Annotated in this window: 19 protein-coding genes and 2 pseudogenes; 8 read left to right on the forward strand and 13 right to left on the reverse strand. The window is 41.3% G+C overall.

The features are described from left to right. Window positions 1–92: 92 nt before the first annotated feature. Window positions 93–1,154: a DNA polymerase IV gene (gene dinB / locus AC6I9F_RS08065; RefSeq protein ID WP_498021565.1), complete on the forward strand. Its 1,062-nt coding sequence runs from the start codon at window positions 93–95 to the stop codon at window positions 1,152–1,154. Between the two features lie 32 nt (window positions 1,155–1,186). On the opposite strand, the gene AC6I9F_RS08070 is transcribed toward dinB, so the two are convergent. Then, entirely contained in the window at window positions 1,187–2,032 is an 846-nt protein-coding gene (locus AC6I9F_RS08070) for an undecaprenyl-diphosphate phosphatase (protein WP_498021567.1), read from the reverse strand. A 62-nt stretch (window positions 2,033–2,094) separates the two neighbouring features. Continuing rightward, the gene (locus tag AC6I9F_RS08075; RefSeq protein ID WP_498021569.1) at window positions 2,095–3,984 is read right to left on the reverse strand and encodes a DUF2207 family protein; all 1,890 of its coding nucleotides are present in this window, start codon (window positions 3,982–3,984) and stop codon (window positions 2,095–2,097) included. Window positions 3,985–4,122: 138 nt separating this feature from the next. Here AC6I9F_RS08075 and AC6I9F_RS08080 point away from each other — a divergent pair, with 138 nt between their 5' ends. Both AC6I9F_RS08080 and AC6I9F_RS08085 read left to right on the forward strand, forming a co-directional pair. Then, complete coding sequence (locus tag AC6I9F_RS08080; protein ID WP_042751707.1) at window positions 4,123–5,688, forward strand: ABC transporter substrate-binding protein/permease; 1,566 nt, start codon at window positions 4,123–4,125, stop codon at window positions 5,686–5,688. Continuing rightward, complete coding sequence (locus AC6I9F_RS08085) at window positions 5,688–6,428, forward strand: amino acid ABC transporter ATP-binding protein (RefSeq protein ID WP_000189477.1); 741 nt, start codon at window positions 5,688–5,690, stop codon at window positions 6,426–6,428. The genes AC6I9F_RS08080 and AC6I9F_RS08085 overlap by 1 nt, the downstream gene beginning before the upstream one ends. A 106-nt stretch (window positions 6,429–6,534) precedes the next feature. On the opposite strand, the gene AC6I9F_RS08090 is transcribed toward AC6I9F_RS08085, so the two are convergent. The 9 genes and pseudogenes from AC6I9F_RS08090 to rpmB all read right to left on the reverse strand — a co-directional run bounded on the left by AC6I9F_RS08090 (window position 6,535) and on the right by rpmB (window position 14,709). After that, the gene (locus AC6I9F_RS08090; RefSeq protein ID WP_001130038.1) at window positions 6,535–6,750 is read right to left on the reverse strand and encodes a capsule biosynthesis transcriptional regulator; all 216 of its coding nucleotides are present in this window, start codon (window positions 6,748–6,750) and stop codon (window positions 6,535–6,537) included. 105 nt (window positions 6,751–6,855) lie between these two features. Next, window positions 6,856–6,978, reverse strand: a pseudogene (locus tag AC6I9F_RS08095) (SPFH domain-containing protein); the annotation flags it as partial. Between the two features lie 529 nt (window positions 6,979–7,507). Beyond that, the gene (gene ilvA / locus AC6I9F_RS08100; protein ID WP_498021585.1) at window positions 7,508–8,758 is read right to left on the reverse strand and encodes a threonine ammonia-lyase IlvA; all 1,251 of its coding nucleotides are present in this window, start codon (window positions 8,756–8,758) and stop codon (window positions 7,508–7,510) included. Window positions 8,759–8,872: 114 nt separating this feature from the next. Further along, entirely contained in the window at window positions 8,873–9,895 is a 1,023-nt protein-coding gene (gene ilvC, locus AC6I9F_RS08105) for a ketol-acid reductoisomerase (RefSeq protein ID WP_042751709.1), read from the reverse strand. Window positions 9,896–9,960: 65 nt separating this feature from the next. Beyond that, complete coding sequence (ilvN, locus tag AC6I9F_RS08110) at window positions 9,961–10,437, reverse strand: acetolactate synthase small subunit (protein ID WP_001253803.1); 477 nt, start codon at window positions 10,435–10,437, stop codon at window positions 9,961–9,963. Then, window positions 10,430–12,130 (reverse strand): acetolactate synthase large subunit, encoded by a 1,701-nt coding sequence (locus tag AC6I9F_RS08115; RefSeq protein ID WP_033682350.1) that lies wholly within the window; start codon window positions 12,128–12,130, stop codon window positions 10,430–10,432. Before AC6I9F_RS08115 ends, ilvN begins: the two co-directional genes overlap by 8 nt. A 200-nt stretch (window positions 12,131–12,330) precedes the next feature. Then, window positions 12,331–13,998, reverse strand: a complete 1,668-nt coding sequence (locus tag AC6I9F_RS08120; protein ID WP_203175565.1) for a DAK2 domain-containing protein — start codon at window positions 13,996–13,998, stop codon at window positions 12,331–12,333. 2 nt (window positions 13,999–14,000) lie between these two features. Beyond that, complete coding sequence (locus tag AC6I9F_RS08125; RefSeq protein WP_050089938.1) at window positions 14,001–14,366, reverse strand: Asp23/Gls24 family envelope stress response protein; 366 nt, start codon at window positions 14,364–14,366, stop codon at window positions 14,001–14,003. A gap of 154 nt (window positions 14,367–14,520) precedes the next feature. Then, the gene (gene rpmB / locus AC6I9F_RS08130; protein WP_001140948.1) at window positions 14,521–14,709 is read right to left on the reverse strand and encodes a 50S ribosomal protein L28; all 189 of its coding nucleotides are present in this window, start codon (window positions 14,707–14,709) and stop codon (window positions 14,521–14,523) included. A 237-nt stretch (window positions 14,710–14,946) separates the two neighbouring features. Between rpmB and AC6I9F_RS08135 the strand changes: the two genes are divergently transcribed. Further along, complete coding sequence (locus tag AC6I9F_RS08135) at window positions 14,947–16,113, forward strand: IS30 family transposase (protein WP_000160552.1); 1,167 nt, start codon at window positions 14,947–14,949, stop codon at window positions 16,111–16,113. Between the two features lie 344 nt (window positions 16,114–16,457). Further along, window positions 16,458–16,618, forward strand: a pseudogene (locus AC6I9F_RS08140) (ISNCY family transposase); the annotation flags it as partial. A 38-nt stretch (window positions 16,619–16,656) separates the two neighbouring features. Here AC6I9F_RS08140 and AC6I9F_RS08145 read toward each other — a convergent pair. Together AC6I9F_RS08145 and AC6I9F_RS08150 are read right to left on the reverse strand one after the other, a co-directional pair. Then, on the reverse strand, window positions 16,657–17,082 hold the full coding sequence (locus AC6I9F_RS08145) for a glycosyltransferase (protein ID WP_225904793.1): 426 nt from the start codon (window positions 17,080–17,082) through the stop codon (window positions 16,657–16,659). 420 nt (window positions 17,083–17,502) lie between these two features. Beyond that, window positions 17,503–19,047: a peptide chain release factor 3 gene (locus AC6I9F_RS08150; RefSeq protein ID WP_173218060.1), complete on the reverse strand. Its 1,545-nt coding sequence runs from the start codon at window positions 19,045–19,047 to the stop codon at window positions 17,503–17,505. Window positions 19,048–19,259: 212 nt separating this feature from the next. Here AC6I9F_RS08150 and gatC point away from each other — a divergent pair, with 212 nt between their 5' ends. Genes gatC through gatB form a run of 3 tightly spaced genes read left to right on the forward strand, consistent with a single transcriptional unit; the run spans window position 19,260 to window position 22,470 of the window. Beyond that, window positions 19,260–19,562, forward strand: a complete 303-nt coding sequence (gatC, locus tag AC6I9F_RS08155) for an Asp-tRNA(Asn)/Glu-tRNA(Gln) amidotransferase subunit GatC (RefSeq protein ID WP_173233489.1) — start codon at window positions 19,260–19,262, stop codon at window positions 19,560–19,562. Continuing rightward, window positions 19,562–21,028, forward strand: a complete 1,467-nt coding sequence (gatA, locus tag AC6I9F_RS08160; RefSeq protein WP_173217929.1) for an Asp-tRNA(Asn)/Glu-tRNA(Gln) amidotransferase subunit GatA — start codon at window positions 19,562–19,564, stop codon at window positions 21,026–21,028. Before gatC ends, gatA begins: the two co-directional genes overlap by 1 nt. After that, window positions 21,028–22,470: an Asp-tRNA(Asn)/Glu-tRNA(Gln) amidotransferase subunit GatB gene (gatB, locus tag AC6I9F_RS08165; protein WP_498021596.1), complete on the forward strand. Its 1,443-nt coding sequence runs from the start codon at window positions 21,028–21,030 to the stop codon at window positions 22,468–22,470. The genes gatA and gatB overlap by 1 nt, the downstream gene beginning before the upstream one ends. Window positions 22,471–22,541 lie beyond the last annotated feature (71 nt).

Here is a 22,541-nt window from a genome sequence, read left to right on the forward strand (position 1 = left end):
GTATTATATTTTTGAAAAAATAAAGTCCTTTTTTCTTTTTTTCAGAAAAAAGGGTATAATAAAAGAAAATAAGCGGTAAAAAGGGGCTAGGTATGTTGATTTTTCCTTTGTTAAATGATTTGTCAAGAAAAATCATCCATATTGACATGGATGCCTTTTTTGCTGCAGTGGAAATCAGGGATAATCCTAAACTCAGAGGAAAACCTGTCATTATCGGAAGCGACCCTCGGCAAACAGGTGGACGTGGTGTCGTTTCCACTTGTAGCTATGAGGCTCGAGTTTTTGGTGTCCATTCAGCCATGAGCTCCAAGGAAGCCTACGAACGTTGTCCCCAGGCCGTCTTTATCTCAGGAAATTATGAGAAATACAAATCTGTGGGACTCCAGATTCGAGCTATCTTTAAGCGTTATACAGATTTAATAGAACCCATGAGCATTGACGAAGCCTATCTGGATGTGACAGAAAATAAACTCGGTATCAAGTCAGCGGTCAAAATCGCTCGCCTCATTCAAAAAGATATCTGGCAAGAACTCCATCTAACTGCTTCTGCAGGCGTTTCTTATAACAAGTTCTTAGCTAAAATGGCTAGCGATTATCAAAAACCACATGGTTTGACAGTAATTCTACCTGAACAGGCTGAAGATTTTCTCAAACAAATGGATATTTCCAAGTTTCATGGAGTGGGAAAAAAGACGGTAGAACGTCTGCATCAAATGGGTGTTTTTACTGGCGCTGATCTACTTGAAGTCCCTGAAGTGACCCTAATAGACCGCTTTGGCAGACTGGGATACGACCTTTATCGAAAGGCTCGTGGTATTCACAATTCCCCAGTTAAATCCAATCGCATCCGTAAATCAATCGGCAAGGAGAAAACCTATGGAAAGATTCTCCGTGCCGAGGAAGATATCAAAAAAGAGCTGACTCTCCTATCAGAAAGAGTCGCTCTCAATCTCAGTCAACAAGAAAAAGCTGGAAAAATTGTCATTTTGAAAATCCGCTACGAGGACTTTTCAACTCTTACCAAACGAAAAAGTCTGGCCCAAAAAACACAGGATGCTGGTCAGATAAGCCAAATAGCCCTGCAACTCTATGAAGAACTAAGCGAGAAAGAAAGAGGTGTCCGCCTGCTGGGGATTACCGTGACTGGATTTTAAAACCTTGAAGAGCTGCCTCTTCAAGGTTTTTCTTATACAAATAAACGAACAAAGCTATAAAGTAGCAAGACACTACCAAGCACGATACGGTATTTACCGAAAAGGGTAAAGTCGTGTTTTTTCACATAGCTGGTCAAGAAGCGAATAGCAACCATGCTGACTGCAAAGGCGACTCCCATCGCAACCAAGAGCAAGAATAATTGCCCAAAGCTCAAGAGCTGTCCTGCTTTTATAAATTTGAAAATCTTTAAGGCACTGGCTCCAAACATAACAGGAATCCCTAGATAGAAAGTAAATTCTGTCACAACTGAACGACTGGTTCCATTTAACAAACCACCGACAATCGTTGCCCCAGAACGACTCGTTCCTGGTAAAAGGGCAAGAACTTGGAAGAGGCCGATATAGAAGGCTGTCGTATAAGGAAGCTTGTCCAACTCTGTTACACTTGGTTCAATAGCACGAGCTTTATTGCGCTTTTCCAAATAGATAAAGGCAATCCCATAGATACTCAACATGAGAGCAACAGAAACCATATTATGGAAGTGGGTATCAAACCAATCATCAAATTTAAAGACGGCAAGTAAAGGTAAAGTTGCAATCAAGACCTTCAACCATAGTCTCCAAGTCTTACGAACTTCCTGTTTGTCCTTAGTCGGTTTGAAAGGGTTGAGCTTGTTAAAATAAATCACCATAACTGCTAAAATAGCACCAAGCTGAATCACGACATTAAACATGGACATAAAGGCTTCATTTTGATTTTGGTATTGGATAAACTCCTCTGCTAAAATCAAGTGCCCTGTACTGGAAATCGGCAACCATTCCGTAATTCCTTCAACAATCCCGAAGAAGATAGATTTTAAAATTTCAATAAGATACATAGATTACTCCTTTTTTCTATCTTCCATTATAGCATACTTTTTCAGTCCTGTGGCAGTTCTCTTTAAAAGGCTCCTATACTGCCGCCACCTCCGCCTCCAGAGAAGCCACCCCCAGAACTTCCACTTCCAGAAGATACGGAGTAGGTACTTGCTGTATTTGCAACACTAGCATAATGGCTCATTTGTGCCGTTGAATGATAAAACATACTGTGCCAGCCATAAGCTACATAGAGATTGATATCTGGATTTTCTACTTGGATGTGATGCACCTTCATCAAATGACTAACCTTATCCGCATAGCCAAATAAGGTCGCATAGACCAAGAGGCGATTCCAGACCACAATACTTTCCAACTCTGCCTGATCCAATCGTGCAATCTCACGCAACATATTTTCAAAACTGGTCCAGAGATAGTAGACCTCTGCTCCTGCTTCATTCAGAACACCATCACGATTATCTAGTCGAAGCTTCCAATAATAGAAAACAGCCAAAACCAAACCTAGAAAACCAAGTATAGGCAAGGGGAGGAAAAGATAGCCATAAACATCCAAACTGTACAAGAACAAACCAAATCCGATAAATAGAGGCAGGACAGTAGAGAGTCCCATACCCACTTGCAAGACCTTTTCTCCACCAGTCAAGGGACGATAGTAATCTGGAAGCCCCCAGAAGGTAACCCGATTTCTCACCCCTTCTTGCATCTGGTTCAATACTTCTTCAAAAGAAGATTTGAGTTGAAGCCCTCTTGCTTGAATCCGTTTTTCATCAGAGACTTTTGCTCTACGATAAAGACTATCAGATACCTTGTAATCCGCAAACAAATTGGAAAGAGTTTCTTCTTTTTTACCTGAAAAAGCCAGATTTAGACAGTCTCTCTCAAAACTTGACAAACCATCTTCTTTGACCAGCCTCAAACCAACTGCATCTCCTTCTGAAATGATAGAGACATTCCCACGGTCTATCACATCTAGCAAGGTAGCTTGAATAAGTTGATCAAAGGTGAATTTTCCAGCTCCCTTGACCAAGGGACTCACTTCCTCCAAGGAGGTCGAGTAGACTGCTTCTGATAAAACCATAGGCTCTAATTCCATTGGTGGTTCATAGAGACGATGATTTTTAGCATATTTGACGGAAGGAGTGGTCTTTCTTCTATAAATAAAATAAAAGCAGACACTCAATAACAAGGAGATAGAAAGTATCGAAGGAAACACCCACGTAACGAGTTGTTTACTTTGCTCTTTTTCTTTAACAATCGAGTCTTCTATCTTATTAAACTCGTCTAAACGATTCCCTTTCAAACCCTGATCCCTAGCGCTAGCAAAATCAGTTCGAGGCCAATAGGCATGCAATTCAACTCCACGCTTAGCCGGAAGATTGTCTAAACGAATAGTATAATCAAGGTTACTCTTTTCAACCATTCTCTCTCTAAAGAGTTTCCCTGTATGGAAAAAGAGTTTTTCTGCCCCCATGTCTCCTCTTACATGAAATTCAAACTTTCCAATAGTCCCTGAACTATCTGTCAGAGGTTGCCAATTTAATTCAGCGATGTCATCATATAGAAAAAGCAAATTTTTTAAGTTCCATGTAAGGTCAACTTCAACTATGTCGCCCTCCTGACCCGGATTGTAGACTTTCACAGTATAACCATCTGCTCCTTCTGTCACTTCGCTAGTAACGTCTGCTAGCTCAGCACCGTTTTTCGCAGCCTGAACCTTTGGATGAGGGTCAATGTCAAATCCACTAGGCATCTTGCCAGCACGTCCAAGTCCCACGATTTGGCCCTTAAAGTCCTCCTCAAACTGGTAAACTATCTTCTGTCTAAATTCTGCTGTATTGTCTGCATGAATATACAAATCCCCTTGGTAAGAGTTTATCTTGAAATCAATGGCAAAAACAGAGAGTGGCAGAAAGCAAAACAAGCCTAACACCAGTAATAAAAAAATTTTTTTCATCAACTAAGCCCCCTTTTTATCTTTCTTATCATTATAGCATTTTTTCGTAAGTAAAGGCTTACTTATGTTGAAAAATTACGCATTTTTCGATAAAATAGGAGACAGTTATTTTTTAATAGATTAGAAATAGGAGAAATCATGAGAAAAATATACTTATCTATTTTCACAAGTCTCTTGCTGATGCTGGGACTTGTCAATGTTGCTCAAGCTGATGAATATTTACGCATCGGGATGGAAGCAGCATATGCTCCCTTTAACTGGACTCAGGATGATGATAGCAATGGGGCTGTCAAAATCGATGGGACCAACCAGTACGCTAATGGATACGATGTCCAAATCGCCAAGAAAATCGCTAAGGACTTAGGTAAAGAACCTTTGGTTGTTAAAACCAAGTGGGAAGGTCTAGTCCCTGCCCTTACTTCTGGTAAGATTGACATGATTATCGCAGGTATGAGTCCAACTGCCGAACGCAAACAAGAAATTGCCTTTTCGAGCAGTTACTACACTAGCGAACCAGTTCTACTAGTCAAAAAAGATTCTACTTATGCAAACGCAAAATCTTTGGATGACTTTAATGGTGCGAAAATCACTTCTCAACAAGGTGTCTACCTTTACGATTTGATTGCACAAATCCCAGGTGCTAAAAAAGAAACAGCCATGGGAGACTTCGCTCAAATGCGCCAAGCTCTTGAGGCTGGTGTCATCGATGCCTATGTTTCTGAACGCCCAGAAGCTCTGACTGCCGAAGCTGCTAACTCTAAGTTCAAGATGGTCCAAGTAGAACCAGGTTTTAAAACTGGAGAAGAAGATACAGCTATTGCCATTGGGCTTCGTAAAGATGACAATCGTATTAGCCAAATCAATGCCAGCATTGAAACCATTTCAAAAGATGATCAAGTTGCCTTGATGGATCGTATGATCAAGGAACAACCTGCCGAAGCTACAACAACTGAAGAGACTAGCAGTAGTTTCTTTAGCCAAGTCGCTAAAATTCTTTCTGAAAACTGGCAACAACTCTTGCGTGGTGCTGGTATCACTCTTTTAATCTCTATCGTCGGAACCATCATAGGTCTCATTATTGGTCTTGCCATTGGTGTCTTCCGTACTGCTCCTCTCTCTGAAAACAAAGCCATTTATGGCCTACAAAAACTAGTCGGTTGGATCCTCAATGTCTACATTGAAATTTTCCGTGGTACACCAATGATCGTTCAATCGATGGTTATCTACTATGGAACTGCCCAAGCTTTCGGTATCAATCTGGACCGTACACTGGCTGCTATCTTCATCGTTTCAATCAACACTGGTGCCTACATGACCGAAATCGTCCGTGGTGGTATCCTAGCAGTTGACAAGGGACAATTTGAAGCTGCGACTGCTCTTGGTATGACCCATAACCAAACCATGCGTAAGATTGTCCTACCTCAGGTTGTCCGCAATATCCTACCAGCAACTGGTAATGAATTTGTCATCAATATCAAAGATACATCTGTATTGAACGTTATCTCTGTTGTCGAACTTTATTTCTCAGGAAATACCGTGGCAACTCAAACTTATCAATACTTCCAGACATTTACAATCATCGCCGTGATTTACTTTGTCCTCACCTTCACCGTAACACGTATCCTACGCTTCATCGAACGCCGAATGGACATGGATACCTATACTACAGGTGCTAACCAAATGCAAACGGAGGATTTGAAATAATGACCCAAGCAATCCTTGAAATTAAACACCTCAAAAAATCCTATGGACAAAACGAAGTGTTAAAAGACATTTCACTCACTGTCCACAAGGGAGAGGTCATCTCTATCATCGGAAGCTCTGGAAGCGGAAAATCAACCTTCCTACGCTCCATTAACCTCCTTGAAACGCCAACTGATGGACAAATCCTTTATCATGGACAAAATGTCCTCGAAAAAGGCTATGACCTCACGCAATACCGTGAAAAGTTGGGAATGGTGTTCCAATCCTTTAACCTCTTTGAAAATCTCAACGTTCTTGAAAACACAATAGTCGCTCAGACGACTGTCCTTAAACGCGAACGTACAGAAGCTGAAAAAATTGCCAAAGAAAACCTAGAAAAAGTCGGCATGGGAGAACGCTACTGGCAAGCCAAACCAAAACAACTCTCAGGTGGTCAAAAACAACGTGTGGCTATCGCTCGTGCCCTTTCCATGAATCCTGATGCTATTCTCTTTGATGAACCAACATCAGCTCTCGATCCAGAAATGGTTGGAGAAGTCCTCAAAATCATGCAAGATCTGGCTCAGGAAGGCTTGACTATGATTGTCGTAACCCATGAAATGGAATTTGCCCGTGATGTCTCTCACCGTGTTATCTTCATGGATAAGGGTGTAATCGCTGAAGAAGGCAAACCAGAAGACCTCTTCACCAATCCTAAAGAAGATCGTACAAAAGAGTTCCTTCAACGCTATCTCAAATAAAAAGAAAAGGCTGCATCAACCATGCAGTCTTTTTGCTGTTCAAAATGAAAAGGCAGATTCTCTATCTCTACTACTTGAGGGTCAAGAATCCGCCGTTATCCAAAGATTAATCTTCAAATTTTTCATAATTTTTTTCATAGAAATCAATTAGGCCTAGGGCTGTTTCAAATGAAATATTTTTTACTTTTGCACGACCCTGCGCCAGAGCAATGATAGACATTTCACGCGCATTCGTTTCTTTAGAGATACGGTAGCCTGTGATTTTCTTATCACGAACCCAGCCAACAACTGATTCTACTTTTTCAAAGTTTGACTTAGCCATGTTTTTCTCCTATTTTCTTCTTTACAATATTTAATTGTATACGTTTTTACTACTTTTGTCAATAAAAAAACATATATTCAATAAAATAAATGATCTAGAATATTCTTACTTCCTTTTTAAAGCCGATAATATATAGGTTTTGCTAGCCTCTACACCATAAATATTTGCTAATAAAAATATTGTATTATTACCCTCTTGAGGTGCAAAATTATTCAAGCTTTTAAAAAAATGCTTCCCTATTTCCGTAAGATAGCTTATTTCTTCGATTTAATAACTGAATATGACAATCCTAACCTTTAGAAATCCAAGCCTTCACTAGCTCAAAAACTCCTATCTTTCTTCCTCAAGAAATCATCTGATAGATAGCTATTCCTTATATTCTTCAAATTCATCACTCATTTGGATATTGAGGTGCTAGCCTAAAACCAAACACCTGATTCTCTAAACCATCCTTAATAAAGATAACAAGACAGATAAGCTCAGTCAATTACTTATATATCCTTTTAATATGGTATATTTGTCAATGAAAAGAAATCAAATCACATCTTAAAGACCATGTGAGTTTACTTTTCAAAATAGATGGGAAATCAAAATGAAGGATAGAAATCTGAGCCAAACATCATAAGTGCTATAATGAACAGAAGTAAGAATTGCACGATAAGCTTCCTAAAACCATAGGAATCGCCCCCTTTCTTCATCTTCATTATAGCACCTATACATCAGTTGTGCAAATAATATGATATTTTTTTATTAGTCCTCAGACAAGCATATTATAAAGCGTTTCATTCCCATTTAAGTTAATATAAGCCGGATCAAAACCTTCCATTCGACGGATCAAACCTGCATAATCATGCTTATCCGCTAAGGCGATTCCGATCAATACTGGGCCTGTTCCCTTGCTAGCTCGTTTGATATACTCAAAACGTGTGATATCATCATTTGGCCCCAGGATATCATTTACAAACTCACGCAATGCTCCTGGACGCTGTGGGAAATTGACCACAAAGTAATGCTTAATCCCATCATAAATCAAGGCACGCTCTTCCATTTCTGGCATACGGTTGATATCATTATTTCCTCCAGAAATGATACAACAAATGGTTTTCCCCTTGATATATTCAGCTAAAACTTCTAAAGAAGCGATACTAGCCGCTCCAGCAGGTTCTGCTACAATCCCTTGTTTAGAGTAAAGGTCAATCAAGGTTTCAGAAATCAATCCCTCATCGACACCTACTAAGGTTTGAACATGTTGGCGAGTTGACTCATAGGTCAACTGTCCCACCTTTTGTACAGCAATCCCATCCGCAAATTTGTCAATTTCTTTGAGTTTAACAGGTCCACCAGCTTCAAAGGCAGCCTTCATAGAACGCGCTCCATTCGCCTCTACCCCGATAACCTCAATCTCTGGACTTGTTTCCTTGATATAGGTAGAAACCCCGGCAATGAGACCGCCACCACCAACAGGAACCAAGACAGCATCAAAATCAATCGATTCTTTTCGAGCTTCTTCTAAAATCTCATAAGCAACAGTCCCTTGACCTGCTTGGACATGAGCATCATCAAAAGGATCAATAAAGGTACGATTTTCAGAGACTGTAAATTCTTGAGCTGCTTTGGCTGAGGCATCAAAGGTATCTCCAACTAGTTTAATAGTTACGAAATCCCCACCAAAAAAGCGAACCTGCCCAATTTTTTGTTGCGGAGTAGTAATGGGCATAAAAATAGTAGCAGGAATTTTCATCTCATTACAAGTATAGGCAACTCCCTGCGCATGATTTCCCGCAGAAGCGCAGACTACTCCACGTTCACGCTCTTCCTTGCTGAGTTGGGAAATGGCATAATAAGCACCACGAATTTTAAAAGAACGAACACGTTGGGCATTTTCTTTTTTCAAATAAATCTTAGCACCATACTTCTCCGATAAATAATGGTCATAATCAAGCGGTGTATTAACGACCACACCATTCAAGACCTTGTGAGCCTTGATGATATCTTTTGAACTTAACATCTTTTTCTCCTAGACTATTTCATACTTATCTCAATCCATCCTCTTAAAAGAAAGCTGAATTGATTATAAAAGCGAGTTAGTCCCCCAACTCGCCTTCACCTTAATTTCTATCAATTAGTTATAGATTTTGAATGCATCATCGTCGTTTTTACCAACGAATGGCATTGCTTTACGCAATTCTGCACCAACTTTTTCAATTTCAAGGTTAGCTGCTTGTTCACGGTAAGCAGTCAATTTTGGACGTCCAGCTTTATAGTCATTTACAAAGTCATTTGCAAATTTACCATTTTGGATGTCTGCCAAGACAGCTTTCATGTTTTCTTTAACTTGCTCAGTGATTACACGTGGACCTGATACATAGTCACCGTATTCAGCAGTGTTTGAAATAGATTGACGCATTTTCTTGAATCCACCTTCATAGATCAAGTCAACGATCAATTTCATTTCGTGAAGAACTTCAAAGTAAGCCAATTCTGGAGCATATCCTGCTTCTGTCAAGACTTCGAAACCTGCTTCGATAAGGGCAGTCAAACCACCACAAAGTACAGCTTGTTCACCAAACAAATCTTCTTCAGTTTCTTCTTTGTAAGTTGTTTCAAGAAGACCTACACGAGCTGCTCCAACACCTTTACACCAGTCCATAGCAATGTTTTTAGCATTTCCTGTTGCATCTTGATATACTGCGTAAAGAGCTGGAACACCAAATCCGTCTTCGTAAGTACGACGTACCAAGTGTCCTGGTCCTTTAGGAGCACACATGAAGACATCTACATCTGCAGGAACTTTGATAAATTCAAAATGAATGTTGAAACCATGAGCAAATCCAACTGCGTTTCCAGCTTCCAAGTTTGGAGCGATTTCTGCTTCGTACAATTCTTGTTGGATTTCGTCTGGTGCCAAAATCATGATAACGTCAGCCAATTTAGTTGCTTCTGCTACTGTGTAAGTGTCAAATCCGTCTTCTTTTGCTTTGTCAAAAGATTTACCTGGACGTACACCGATAATAACGTCACGACCTGAATCACGCAAGTTTTGAGCATGCGCATGCCCTTGCGAACCATAACCAATAACGGCGATTTTTTTACCGTCCAGTGCTGCTACTTTAACATCTTTTTCGTATTCCATTTGAACTGCCATAGTTTTTCTCTCTTTTCTATTATTTATTGCCTTTTAGGCTGGTTTAACAAATTTAAGTTGGATTTTTAGTCGCGGGTAAATCCAGTTGCACCCGTTCGAGCAATATTGCGAATACCGTATGGTCGAATGACTCGCAATAGAGCTTCACTCTTTTCAGCATTTCCTGTCATTTGAATGGTAATCGAGCTTGGCGCTACGTCTACCACTGTTGCACGGAAAGGTTGAATAATCGCTAGAATCTCAGCTCGCTTCTCAGCTGGTGCTGACATCTTAACCAAAATCACCTCGCGCTCCAAATGAGGCTTGTCTGTAATATCTCGAATGCGAATCACATCAATCTGACGATTGAGTTGCTTGATGATTTGCTCCACTTCATCATGTGAAGCTACATCAATAATAATGGTAATGCGCGATACATTCGGATCTTCTGTTGCTCCAACAGAGATGCTTTCGATATTAACCTGACGACGAGACAGAACGCCAGTAAAGCGATTGAGGACTCCTGAACGATTTTGTAGTTTTGCTGTTAACATTCTACGCATGGAACTTCACCCCCAACATCTCATGATTGCTCTTACCAGCTGGCACCATTGGTAACACCTGCTCCTTACGAGAAATATCTACCTCGATTAGCATAGGAACATTCTCAGTGATGACTTCAAGGTCTTGAGCCAAGGTCTCAGGATTGTCAAACTTATAGTTTTTAATGCCATAAGCTTGTGCCATCAATTGGAAATCAGGAAGAGTGTCGAAGACCGACTCTGATGTTCTACCTTCATAGAAGGATTCCTGCCACTGGCGAACCATTCCAAGTGAGTGATTGTTCAGCATAACCACCTTGATTGGCACCTTGTAAATGTTCAAAATAGCCAATTCTTGGTTGGTCATTTGGAAACCACCATCCCCAACAAACAAGACTACTTCCTTATCTGGGTTAGCAATTTTAGCCCCGATTGCTGCTGGAATTCCAAATCCCATCGTTCCCAAACCACCTGAAGTCACTAACTGACGTTCGTTTTGGTAGGGATAATACTGAGCTGTCCACATTTGGTGTTGACCAACGTCTGTTACCACAATGGCATCTCCATTCGTCAATTCACCAATTCGTTCAATAACGGCTTGCGGTTGAACCACACGCTCTTTCTTGTCATAAGAACGAACACGGTTCTTGTCTTTAGTGACTTTCTCAATCCATTTCTCAGTATTGTTATGAACGGTTGGTTCTGCCAGCAACATTTGCAAGGCTTTCTTAGCATCTCCAACTACAGGAATATCTGCACTGATAATCTTGCCAATCTCAGCTGGGTCAATATCAATGTGGGCAACCTTAGCATTCTTAGCGAAGGTCTTAGGATTTCCTGTCAAGCGGTCATCGAAACGGCAACCAATACTAATCATAAAGTCCGCTTCCGTCATGGCAATATTAGCTGCGAATGACCCGTGCATGCCTCCCATTCCAAGGAAGAGTGGATGACTAGTTGCAATCGTTCCTTGTCCCAAAAGACTGGTTACCACTGGAATTTGATAGCGTTCTGCAAATTCATTTAATTCTGCAGCTGCTTCAGCATAACTAATTCCACCACCAGCTAACAAGACTGGCTTTTTAGCCTTGGATAATTGCTTCAAGATTTTCTTGATTTGCATATCATTCGGCTCAAGAGTTGGCTGATAGCTTGGTAGATTGACTTCTGGTGAATAAATGAAGTCTGTTTCCAAAGCAGATACGTCTTTAGGTAGGTCAATTACGACTGGCCCTGGTCGACCTGTAGTTGCGATATGGACAGCTTCCGTAATGATACGCGGAATATCTGCCGTCTCACGAACTTGGTAATTGTACTTAGTGATTGGCATGGTAATTCCCACGATGTCTGCCTCCTGAAAGGCATCCTTCCCAATACCTGCTCGCGCCACCTGACCTGTAAAGACCAAAAGGGGAACGCTATCGCTCATGGCATCCGCAATCCCTGTAATGGCATTTGTTGCTCCTGGTCCACTAGTGACGACGGCAACACCCAACTTTCCAGTTGATTTGGCATAACCTTCAGCTTCATGCAAACAACCTTGCTCATGGCGCCCTAGAATGTGGCGAATGCCTTTAAAATTATATATCGCATCATAAAAAGGCAAGACTGCACCACCAGGATAACCAAAGATGGTATCAATTCCTAAATCACGAAGTGTTTCCAAAACTAGGTCCGACCCCGTCTTAGGAGATTCTAAACTGATTTTCTCCATTGTTCCCCTTTCTTTCCTCTTAAAAATAACTTGTTACTATCATACCATTTTTTCAAGATTTTTCAAGAGAAAAGAAGAAATTTTCTGAATTTTCTATTTTAACGTTTATTTATGAATATTATTTTTGTTTTTATAAAAAAGATACCGATTTCATTTACTAAAAAAGAAAAAAGAACTGATTTCTCAGTCCTTCATTAATCTTATTCCACACTAAATAGGTATGGGTAAACAGGTTGTTGGCCTTGGTGAATCTCGACTTCAACGTCTTCGAATTCTTCTGCGATTTCTTGAGCAATTTCATTGGCAAGTTCTTCGCTTCCGTCTTCACCGACATAGAAGGTTACGATTTCACTATCTTCATCCAACATATGTTTCAAGGTTTCAGTCAAGGTTTGGTGCATATCAGGGTTTGACACAAGAATTTTCCCATCCACCATACCAAGATTATCATTTTCATGGATTTCTAAGCCATCAATAGTTGTATCACGAACAGCTGTTGTGACGCTTCCGCTAACGACATCGCTAAGAGCAGCAGTCATACGCTCTTGGTTTTCTTCGATGGACTTGCTTGGATCAAAGGCAAGAAGACTTGTCAAACCTTGAGGAAGAGTACGAGCTTCTACCACTACTGCTGGTTGCTCCAAAACTTCTGCTGCAGATTGAGCTGCCATGAAGATGTTCTTGTTGTTTGGTAGGAAGATAATGTTACGAGCATTGACCTGTTCAACAGCCTTGATAAAGTCTTCTGTTGAAGGGTTCATAGTTTGACCGCCCTCGATAACATAATCCACACCTTGAGAACGGAAGATATCTGCTAGACCTTTACCAGCCACTACAGCAATCAAAGCATACTCTTTTTCTTCAGATGGTTTGCTAACTTGGGCAGCTTCTTTCTCAACCTGTGCTTCGTGTTGGTTACGCATATTGTCAACTTTTACCTTGACCAAGCTACCATATTTGAGACCTTCTTGCATAACAAGTCCGGGATCTTCTGTATGGACATGGACTTTGACAATTTCATCATCATTGACAACAAGGAGAGAATCCCCAAGTTCATTCAAGTAGTTACGGAATTCGTCGTAGTCAAAATCTTTGGCATAGGTTGGACCTTGCTTAAGAGCTACCATGATTTCAGTACAGTAACCAAATGTGATGTCCTCAGTCGCTACGTGACCAGCCACAGACTTATGATGCTCTGCATTGATCATCTCACTCATGTTGGCAGGAGTGGCTACAAAGTCCTCAGATGCAATATATTCGCCAGTAAGGGCTGAAAGGAAACCTTCGTAGATAAAGACCAATCCTTGACCACCTGAGTCCACAACACCAACTTCTTTCAATACTGGAAGCATGTCTGGCGTTTTAGCTAGAGCTGTTTTAGCACCTTCTAAAGCTGCACGCATGACTTCAACAGCGTCATCTGTTTGCTCAGCCTTTTTCTTAGCACCGATAGCAGCACCACGAGAAACTGTCAAAATCGTTCCTTCAACTGGCTTCATCACTGCCTTATAGGCAACTTCCACACCTGATTGGAAGGCAAGGGCCAAGTCTTGACCTGTTAACTCGTCTTTATCCTTGATAGCTTGTGAAAATCCACGGAAAAGCTGAGATGTAATAACTCCTGAGTTCCCACGCGCACCCATCAAAAGACCTTTGGCAAGAATGCTCGCTACCTCGCCAACTGTAGAAGCTGGCTTGTCTGCAACTTCTTTGGCTCCATTTTCAATGGTCATCCCCATATTTGTCCCAGTATCTCCATCTGGAACTGGAAAGACGTTTAATGAATTGACATATTCAGCTTGCTTATTCAAGCGAGTTGATGCAGCCTGCACCATTTCTTGAAATAAGCTAGTAGTAATTTTTGACACGGTTATTCTCCTACAACTTTGATATTTTGAATGTAGACATTTACAGTCTGAGCAGTAATTCCAAGCTGGTTTTCCAAGCTAAAGGCAACACGCTCTTGAATGTTTTTTGACACTTCACTAATCTTTGTTCCGTAGCTCAACACGGTATACACATCAACTGCAATGCTGCCATCTTCGGCTGCCTTTACGACGACACCTTTGGAATAATTTTCCTTACCTAGAAGGGCTTGAAAATTATCTTTGAGGGCATTTTTACTAGCCATACCGACCACACCAAAAATCTCAGTTGTTGCACCGCCTACGACAGTTGCAATCACTTCATCTGTTAGTTCGATTTGACCATCTTTTGTATTGATTTTTACAGTCATCCTTTTTACCTCAACTAGTTGATACTCTATTTTATCATATTTCAGCCCGAGTGTAAAAGCAGAATAGTGTATCAGCGGATATTTACTCTGCTTTTAAAATGATTTTTTCACTCTGACAAAAGAAAAAGACCCTGAGGTCTCCTTACTTTTATTATTAAACGCGTTCAACTTTACCTGATTTCAAAGCACGAGCTGAAGCCCAAACTTTTTTAGGTTTACCATCGATAAGAACAGTAACTTTTTGAAGGTTTGGTTTTACGGCACGTTTTGTTTGGTTCATCGCGTGTGAACGGTTGTTTCCTGATACAGTCTTACGACCTGTAAAGTAACATACTTTAGCCATTTGTGTTTTCCTCCTATTAGATCTAATATAGCGGATGTGCTAGCACCACATACCGTACTATGTTATCACACTTTCTTCATTTTTGCAAGGGAATTGGAAGATTTTTTTATTTATTGTGATTCGAAGGTAACTTCTCAAAGTAACTTCCACTTGCCTGACCAAAGTGGAAATTAGTCTAAAACGGATTTTTATGGTGGAATTAAGTGTGAGACGTTTGAGTTAGAAACGAGGTCTACTATGACAAAACATAAACACCTTACCCTTTCAGACCGTAATGATATCCAATTAGGTTTAGAGCGCAGTGAAACCTTCAAAGCTATTGGACAATCCATTCTAAAAGACCCGACTACTGTTTCTAAAGAAGTCAAACGAAACAGACAAGTCCGAGAGTCTACATGCCATAACCTTCCTTGCCCTCTACTCGACAAAGCTCCCTTTGTCTGTAACGGCTGCCCTAAAAGAAGACAGAATTGTGGCTATAAGAAGATCTTCTACCTCGCTAAGCAAGCTCAAAAACAATACGAACAAACTCTTGGCGAAGCTCGTGAAGGAACTCCCCTCAATTCCAAGACCTTCTGGGACATGGACAAAGTCATTTCTGATGGGGTTAAAAAAGGACAACACATCTATCATATTCTCAAAACTCATAACCTTGATGTCAGCTCCTCAACTGTCTATCGACACATCCGAAAAGGGTACCTATCTATCGCTCCGATTGATCTTGCCAGAGCCGTTAAATTCAAAGAAAGACGAAAAAGTAAGCTACCTTCCATCCCTAAAGAAGCTAAAAAAGGCCGTTCCTATGAGGATTTCCAAAACTATTTAGCACTGAATCAACTAGACTCTTGGCTGGAAATGGACACAGTTATGGGGAGAATGGGAGGTAAAGTCCTACTCACCTTCAATCTATCTTTCTGTAACTTTATCTTCGCTAGACTTCTGGATAATAAAACTGCCCTTGAGGTTACCAAACATCTCTATGACATCAAGAACACTCTTCACCAAGCGGACAAAGATTTCTTCCAACTCTTCCCTGTCATTCTTACCGATAATGGTGGAGAGTTTGCCAGGGTTGATGACATCGAAATGGATGTGCGAGGAGAGAGTAAACTCTTCTTTTGTGACCCTAATCGCTCTGACCAGAAAGGGAGAATTGAGAAAAATCACACGCTGATTCGCGACATTCTACCTAAAGGAACTTCTTTTGACAATTTAACTCAAGAGGACATCAATCTCGTCTGCTCTCATGTCAACAGCGTCAAACGTGCTGCTTTGAATGGAAAGTCAGCTTATGAACTCTTTGCCTTTACTTATGGAGAAGAAATTCCTAAGCTTCTCGGTATTTCTAAAATACCTGCAGAAGACGTCTGTCAGTCTTCTAAATTACTCCAACATAAGTTCTAAAAACTAACCTAAAACCCTATTCAAACGTCTCACACTAACTTCCACCATAGCGGAACTTAATCTGAAACGCTTTCAGATAAGAGGATTTTGTGCGCTCTTTTTTTCGATTCATTTTGGCTACAAAAGCAATAAAATCAAGCATTAGTAAAACCAGTGGAACTTACCCTGACATGGATTTCCACTGGTTTTTACAATTTTTATCAGATTAACTTCCACTTCTACTAGCGGTGGAACTTAGTTTGGGAATTTACCATTGTGATTCGAATGTGATAATGTCTTTAGTAAATCGAACGTGAAAATGTCTCATTTGATAGAATAGTCATATGAAAAGGATCCAACTAAATATGAATGAAACGAAAAAATATCTTGTGATAACAGCTATTGCCCAATGAAAAAAACAAAGAAACGAGCCTGTGTCGAACTCAATCTTTCTGAAAGACAAATCAATCGTCTGCTACTGGCCTATCAACCGAAAGGAAAAGAATCCTTCAGACACGGAAACAGAGAATTGGAAGATTTTTTATTTGTGTCTTAAATCAGATCTTACGTGACATTTTCTGCTCTCCACATGTCATTGTTAATTAACAAAAAACCAGCATTGAAAATAGGTGTATAAAAATCATCTCTAACTGCTACTAAGGAGATGCCTGTCAAGTCCAAGTCCCACAGCTCATCTATCTGTTTTCTTACGATAATATCCGAGTCTAAATACAGTACACGAACCTCACTTACATACTTAGGGATAAAATACCTAAATAAGGGAGCGTAAGAAAGTCCCTCAAAAGGGAGACGATAACCTTTCAGAATCCTACTGTTAATCTGAACGTTCACAATCTCACTGTTCAAAGTTTCTAGTCTTTTCTCCATCACTTGGAACCATTCTCGTGGAAGATCATCATTAAAAATATAAAACTTCCGATTATCATGATGAACACAAAGAGATTTTATCGTAGTCTCAACTTTATTCATACTGAGCATTACCTGCGCCTAAGATAATCGCTTTTTTCTCTTCTTTCACTCTTTATCTCATTTCTTTTTATTCCCATCATATGTTTCTACGTAACCATTATTTTCGCCCATTCGTTCGTAAAACCATACCAGTGGAAATTTTAATTGAAGTCCCATTACGGTTTACGATTTTCACATTACGACACGAAGAGATGAAAACAATCTTTTTTCGCCGATGAGTTAGTAAGGCAATTAGCTAGGCAGCTTCCTTCCCATTATGACGGCAAAGCGTTTTGGTAAGGCTATCTTTTACACTACGACACTGAGTTTTACAAATCGATTCCATTTGTAAAACTCAGTTAGTGAGGCAGTTAGCTAGTTCGCCAAATAGCGACTAGCGTCCAACAATTTGGAACTTTAGTTCCAATTGTTGGTACTGAGTCACATTTTCTCTTCCAACTCTACATCTGGATACTTGTCTGCAAACCAACGGAGGGCAAAGTCATTTTCAAAGAGAAAGACTGGTTGGTCGAAACGGTCTTTGGCCAAGATATTTCGGCTTGACGACATGCGTTCATCCAAGTCCTCAGGCTTGATCCAACGAACGGTCTTTTTACCCATTGGGCTCATGACAACTTCTGCATTGTACTCGCCTTCCATGCGGTGTTTAAAGACTTCAAACTGGAGCTGACCAACAGCTCCCAGCATATACTCACCTGTTTGGTAATTCTTATAAAGCTGAATGGCACCTTCTTGCACCAATTGCTCGATTCCCTTGTGGAAAGATTTTTGCTTCATGACATTCTTAGCAGATACTTTCATGAAAATTTCAGGTGTAAAGGTTGGTAGGGGTTCAAATTCAAATTTGTTTTTGCCAACTGTCAAGGTATCTCCAACTTGATAAGTACCTGTATCGTAAACACCGATAATATCACCTGCTACAGCGTTGGTTACATTCTCACGACTTTCAGCCATGAACTGAGTGACATTCGAAAGTTTAGCCCCCTTACCAGTACGAGGCAGGTTGACACTCATGCCACGCTCAAATTCACCTGATACGATACGGACAAAGGCAATACGGTCACGGTGACGAGGGTCCATGTTGGCTTGGATTTTAAAGACAAATCCTGAGAAATCCTTGTCGTACGGATCCACAACTTCACCGTCTGTTTTCTTGTGTCCATGTGGTTCTGGAGCAAACTTAAGGAAAGTCTCAAGGAAGGTCTGAACACCAAAGTTTGTCAAAGCTGAACCGAAGAAGACAGGTGTCAATTCTCCAGCAAGGATAGCTTCCTCTGAAAACTCATTTCCAGCTTCATTTAAAAGCTCAATATCATCCTTGACTTGCTCGTAGAAAGGATTGCTACCAAAAAGCTTGTCCCCATCTTCAAGACTAGCAAAACGTTCATCCCCTTTATAGAGCTCCAAGCGTTGGTTATAGAGGTCATACAAGCCTTCAAAAGCTTTCCCCATCCCGATCGGCCAATTCATAGGGTAGCTAGCAATGCCCAAGACTTCTTCCAACTCTTGCAAGAGGTCTAGTGGCTCACGACCGTCACGGTCTAGCTTGTTCATAAAGGTAAAGACTGGAATACCACGGTGTTTGACAACCTCAAACAACTTCTTAGTTTGGGCCTCGATACCCTTGGCAGAGTCCACGACCATGACCGCAGCATCCACCGCCATCAAGGTACGATAAGTATCTTCTGAAAAGTCCTCATGCCCTGGCGTGTCGAGGATATTCACACGCTTGCCATCGTAGTCAAATTGCATCACAGATGAAGTAACCGAAATCCCACGTTGTTTCTCGATATCCATCCAGTCAGACTTGGCAAAAGTCCCTGTTTTCTTTCCTTTTACGGTACCAGCTTCACGAATCTCACCCCCAAAGTAAAGCAACTGCTCAGTGATGGTTGTTTTCCCTGCGTCTGGGTGGGAGATGATGGCAAAGGTACGACGTTTCTTAATTTCTTCTTGAATATTCATAATTTCTCTTTCTTTGATTCTCTATTTTTCTTGTTTCGATAGCTAAGAATGATTTTTACATTGGATTTTACCATTCCTTTCAACACTCCATTATATCGGATTTTAGCATTTTTTTCAATTTCTATTTCTTTTCACTTCCCCCTCCCTTATTTATAGGAAAATATGGTAAAATAGAACAGACTAAAAATCATCATTTCACGAAAGGATGCAAGATGAAAATTACGCAAGAAGAGGTAACACACGTTGCCAATCTTTCAAAATTAAGATTCTCCGAAGAAGAAACTGCTGCCTTTGCGACTACCTTGTCTAAAATTGTTGACATGGTTGAGTTACTGGCCGAAGTTGACACAACTGGTGTTGCACCTACTACAACCATGGCTAACCGCAAGACTGTACTCCGCCCTGATGTGGCCGAAGAAGGAACAGACCGCGATCGCTTGTTTAAAAACGTACCTGAAAAAGACAACTACTATATCAAGGTACCAGCTATCCTAGACGATGGAGGAGATGCCTAATGACTTTCAACAATAAAACCATTGAAGACTTGCACAATCTCCTTGTCTCTAAGGAAATTTCTGCAACAGAATTAACCCAAGCAACGCTTGAAGATATCAAGTCTCGAGAGACAGCTATCAACGCTTTTGTCACCATCGCTGAGGAGCAAGCCCTTGCGCAAGCTAAGGCTATTGATGAAGCTGGAATTGATGCTGATAATGTCCTCTCAGGGATTCCATTGGCTGTTAAGGATAACATCTCTACAGACGGTATTCTCACAACTGCAGCCTCAAAAATGCTCTACAACTATGAGCCAATCTTTGACGCAACAGCCGTTGCCAATGCAAAAGCTAAAGGCATGATTGTTGTTGGGAAAACCAACATGGACGAATTTGCCATGGGTGGTTCAGGCGAAACTTCTCACTATGGTGCCACTAAAAATGCTTGGGACCAGACCAAGGTTCCTGGTGGTTCATCAAGTGGTTCTGCTTCAGCCGTAGCCTCAGGACAAGTCCGCTTGTCACTAGGTTCTGATACTGGTGGTTCTATCCGCCAACCTGCTGCCTTCAACGGAATCGTTGGTCTCAAACCAACCTACGGAACAGTTTCACGTTTCGGTCTCATTGCCTTTGGTAGCTCATTAGACCAAATCGGACCTTTCGCACCAACTGTTAAGGAAAATGCCCTCTTGCTCAACGCTATTGCCAGCGAAGACGCTAAAGACTCTACTTCTGCTCCTGTCCGAATCGCCGACTTTACTTCAAAAATCGGTCAAGACATCAAGGGCATGAAAATTGCTTTACCTAAGGAATATCTAGGCGAAGGGATTGACCCAGAGGTTAAGGAAACCATTCTGAATGCAGCCAAACACTTTGAAAAATTGGGTGCTATCGTCGAAGAAGTCAGCCTTCCTCACTCTAAATACGGAGTTGCCGTATACTACATCATCGCTTCATCAGAAGCTTCATCAAACTTGCAACGTTTTGATGGTATCCGTTACGGCTACCGCGCAGAAGATGCGACTAATCTTGATGAAATCTATGTAAACAGCCGTAGCCAAGGTTTCGGTGAAGAAGTGAAACGCCGTATCATGCTAGGTACTTTCAGCCTTTCATCAGGTTACTACGATGCCTACTATAAGAAGGCTGGACAGGTCCGTACCCTCATCATTCAAGATTTCGAAAAAGTCTTCGCGGATTACGACTTGATTTTGGGTCCAACTGCTCCAAGTGTTGCCTATGACTTGGATTCACTCAACCACGACCCAGTTGCCATGTACTTGGCTGACCTCTTGACCATCCCAGTCAACTTGGCAGGACTTCCAGGGATTTCGATTCCTGCTGGATTCTCTCAAGGTCTACCTGTCGGTCTGCAATTGATTGGTCCTAAGTATTCTGAGGAAACTATTTACCAAGCTGCTGCTGCTTTTGAGGCGACAACAGACTACCACAAACAACAACCCGTGATTTTTGGAGGTGATAACTAATGAACTTTGAAACAGTCATTGGACTTGAAGTCCACGTAGAGCTCAACACCAATTCAAAAATCTTCTCACCCACTTCTGCCCACTTTGGAAATGACCAAAATGCCAATACAAATGTGATTGACTGGTCTTTCCCAGGAGTTCTGCCAGTTCTCAATAAAGGTGTTGTCGATGCCGGTATCAAGGCTGCTCTTGCCCTCAACATGGACATCCATAAAAAGATGCACTTTGACCGCAAGAACTACTTCTACCCTGATAATCCTAAAGCCTACCAAATTTCTCAGTTTGATGAGCCAATCGGTTATAACGGCTGGATTGAAGTCAAGCTAGAAGACGGTACGACTAAGAAAATCGGTATCGAACGTGCCCACCTAGAAGAAGACGCTGGTAAAAACACCCACGGTACAGACGGCTACTCTTACGTTGACCTCAACCGCCAAGGGGTGCCATTGATTGAGATTGTATCTGAAGCTGACATGCGTTCTCCTGAAGAAGCCTATGCTTATCTAACAGCCCTCAAGGAAGTTATCCAGTACGCTGGTATTTCTGATGTTAAGATGGAAGAAGGTTCGATGCGTGTGGATGCCAATATCTCTCTTCGCCCTTATGGTCAAGAGAAATTCGGTACCAAGACAGAGTTGAAAAACCTCAACTCCTTCTCAAACGTTCGTAAAGGTCTTGAATACGAAGTTCAACGCCAGGCTGAAATTCTTCGCTCAGGTGGTCAAATTCGCCAAGAAACACGCCGTTACGATGAAGCTAACAAAGCAACCATCCTCATGCGTGTCAAGGAAGGGGCTGCAGACTACCGCTACTTCCCAGAACCAGACCTACCTCTCTTTGAAATTTCAGACGAGTGGATTGAGGAAATGCGTACAGAGTTACCAGAATTTCCAAAAGAACGCCGTGCGCGCTACGTATCTGACCTTGGCTTGTCAGACTACGATGCTAGCCAGTTGACTGCAAATAAAGTCACTTCTGACTTCTTTGAAAAAGCTGTTGCCCTAGGTGGTGATGCCAAACAAGTCTCTAACTGGCTCCAAGGAGAAGTTGCTCAGTTCTTGAATGCCGAAGGCAAGACGCTGGAACAAATCGAATTGACACCAGAAAACTTGGTTGAAATGATTGCCATCATCGAAGACGGTACTATTTCTTCTAAGATTGCCAAGAAAGTCTTTGTCCACCTGGCTAAAAACGGTGGTGGAGCGCGTGAATACGTGGAAAAAGCAGGTATGGTTCAAATCTCAGATCCAGAAATCTTGATTCCAATCATCCACCAAGTCTTTGCGGATAACGAAGCCGCGGTTGCCGACTTCAAGTCAGGCAAACGCAACGCAGACAAGGCCTTCACAGGATTCCTTATGAAAGCAACCAAAGGCCAAGCCAACCCACAAGTCGCCCTTAAACTCCTTGCTCAAGAATTAGCGAAGTTGAAAGAAGATTAATATGTAAAAGAAACCAGCCCTGAGGTTGGTTTTTTTCTCCCCTACCATCTCCCAATAACTATTTTGGCTTT

It is taken from the genome of Streptococcus nakanonensis (assembly GCF_059738785.1).

What these genes read in the sequence shown, in the direction of transcription:
- dinB (WP_498021565.1), top strand. Translation starts at nt 93, where the DNA reads ATGTTGATTTTTCCTTTGTTAAATGATTTGTCAAGAAAAATCATCCAT.
- AC6I9F_RS08070 (WP_498021567.1), bottom strand. Translation starts at nt 2,032, where the DNA reads ATGTATCTTATTGAAATTTTAAAATCTATCTTCTTCGGGATTGTTGAA.
- AC6I9F_RS08075 (WP_498021569.1), bottom strand. Translation starts at nt 3,984, where the DNA reads ATGAAAAAAATTTTTTTATTACTGGTGTTAGGCTTGTTTTGCTTTCTG.
- AC6I9F_RS08080 (WP_042751707.1), top strand. Translation starts at nt 4,123, where the DNA reads ATGAGAAAAATATACTTATCTATTTTCACAAGTCTCTTGCTGATGCTG.
- AC6I9F_RS08085 (WP_000189477.1), top strand. Translation starts at nt 5,688, where the DNA reads ATGACCCAAGCAATCCTTGAAATTAAACACCTCAAAAAATCCTATGGA.
- AC6I9F_RS08090 (WP_001130038.1), bottom strand. Translation starts at nt 6,750, where the DNA reads ATGGCTAAGTCAAACTTTGAAAAAGTAGAATCAGTTGTTGGCTGGGTT.
- ilvA (WP_498021585.1), bottom strand. Translation starts at nt 8,758, where the DNA reads ATGTTAAGTTCAAAAGATATCATCAAGGCTCACAAGGTCTTGAATGGT.
- ilvC (WP_042751709.1), bottom strand. Translation starts at nt 9,895, where the DNA reads ATGGCAGTTCAAATGGAATACGAAAAAGATGTTAAAGTAGCAGCACTG.
- ilvN (WP_001253803.1), bottom strand. Translation starts at nt 10,437, where the DNA reads ATGCGTAGAATGTTAACAGCAAAACTACAAAATCGTTCAGGAGTCCTC.
- AC6I9F_RS08115 (WP_033682350.1), bottom strand. Translation starts at nt 12,130, where the DNA reads ATGGAGAAAATCAGTTTAGAATCTCCTAAGACGGGGTCGGACCTAGTT.
- AC6I9F_RS08125 (WP_050089938.1), bottom strand. Translation starts at nt 14,366, where the DNA reads ATGACTGTAAAAATCAATACAAAAGATGGTCAAATCGAACTAACAGAT.
- rpmB (WP_001140948.1), bottom strand. Translation starts at nt 14,709, where the DNA reads ATGGCTAAAGTATGTTACTTTACAGGTCGTAAGACTGTATCAGGAAAC.
- AC6I9F_RS08135 (WP_000160552.1), top strand. Translation starts at nt 14,947, where the DNA reads ATGACAAAACATAAACACCTTACCCTTTCAGACCGTAATGATATCCAA.
- AC6I9F_RS08145 (WP_225904793.1), bottom strand. Translation starts at nt 17,082, where the DNA reads ATGAATAAAGTTGAGACTACGATAAAATCTCTTTGTGTTCATCATGAT.
- AC6I9F_RS08150 (WP_173218060.1), bottom strand. Translation starts at nt 19,047, where the DNA reads ATGAATATTCAAGAAGAAATTAAGAAACGTCGTACCTTTGCCATCATC.
- gatC (WP_173233489.1), top strand. Translation starts at nt 19,260, where the DNA reads ATGAAAATTACGCAAGAAGAGGTAACACACGTTGCCAATCTTTCAAAA.
- gatA (WP_173217929.1), top strand. Translation starts at nt 19,562, where the DNA reads ATGACTTTCAACAATAAAACCATTGAAGACTTGCACAATCTCCTTGTC.
- gatB (WP_498021596.1), top strand. Translation starts at nt 21,028, where the DNA reads ATGAACTTTGAAACAGTCATTGGACTTGAAGTCCACGTAGAGCTCAAC.